This window comes from Streptomyces sp. NPDC007095, from assembly GCF_040634475.1.
Taxonomy (GTDB): Bacteria; Actinomycetota; Actinomycetes; order Streptomycetales; family Streptomycetaceae; genus Streptomyces.
In genome coordinates, this window is record NZ_JBEYFS010000420.1 from 3,815 (window position 1) to 5,030 (window position 1,216).

Consider the following 1,216-nt stretch of genomic DNA (forward strand, 5'->3'; position numbering starts at 1 on the left):
CTGGTGATGAGTCTTGCACTCTGAGCTGGGGGTGGCCGCAGAGACCAGCGAGAAGCGACTGTTTACTAAAAACACAGGTCCGTGCGAAGCCGTAAGGCGATGTATACGGACTGACGCCTGCCCGGTGCTGGAACGTTAAGGGGACCGGTTAGTCACTCTTCGGGGTGGCGAAGCTGAGAACTTAAGCGCCAGTAAACGGCGGTGGTAACTATAACCATCCTAAGGTAGCGAAATTCCTTGTCGGGTAAGTTCCGACCTGCACGAATGGCGTAACGACTTCTCGACTGTCTCAACCATAGGCCCGGTGAAATTGCACTACGAGTAAAGATGCTCGTTTCGCGCAGCAGGACGGAAAGACCCCGGGACCTTTACTACAGTTTGATATTGGTGTTCGGTTCGGCTTGTGTAGGATAGGTGGGAGACTTTGAAGCGGCAGCGCCAGCTGTTGTGGAGTCGTCGTTGAAATACCACTCTGGTCGTGCTGGATGTCTAACCTGGGTCCGTGATCCGGATCAGGGACAGTGTCTGATGGGTAGTTTAACTGGGGCGGTTGCCTCCTAAAGAGTAACGGAGGCGCCCAAAGGTTCCCTCAGCCTGGTTGGTAATCAGGTGTTGAGTGTAAGTGCACAAGGGAGCTTGACTGTGAGACCGACGGGTCGAGCAGGGACGAAAGTCGGGACTAGTGATCCGGCGGTGGCTTGTGGAAGCGCCGTCGCTCAACGGATAAAAGGTACCCCGGGGATAACAGGCTGATCTTCCCCAAGAGTCCATATCGACGGGATGGTTTGGCACCTCGATGTCGGCTCGTCGCATCCTGGGGCTGGAGTCGGTCCCAAGGGTTGGGCTGTTCGCCCATTAAAGCGGTACGCGAGCTGGGTTTAGAACGTCGTGAGACAGTTCGGTCCCTATCCGCTGTGCGCGTAGGAATATTGAGAAGGGCTGTCCCTAGTACGAGAGGACCGGGACGGACGAACCTCTGGTGTGCCAGTTGTCCTGCCAAGGGCATGGCTGGTTGGCTACGTTCGGGAGGGATAACCGCTGAAAGCATCTAAGCGGGAAGCCTGCTTCGAGATGAGTATTCCCACCCCCTTTGAGGGGTTAAGGCTCCCAGTAGACGACTGGGTTGATAGGCCGGATCTGGAAGGCGGGTAACCGCTGGAGGTGACCGGTACTAATAGGCCGAGGGCTTGTCCTCAGTTGCTCGCGTCCACTGTGT

General features: G+C 56.4%; 1 rRNA gene (only partly in view). It reads left to right on the top strand.

The window, feature by feature from the left end:
- Positions 1 to 1,195, top strand: a 23S ribosomal RNA gene (locus ABZ656_RS56430) (it extends 2,028 nt beyond the left edge of the window).
- The last annotated feature ends 21 nt before the right edge of the window (positions 1,196 to 1,216 follow it).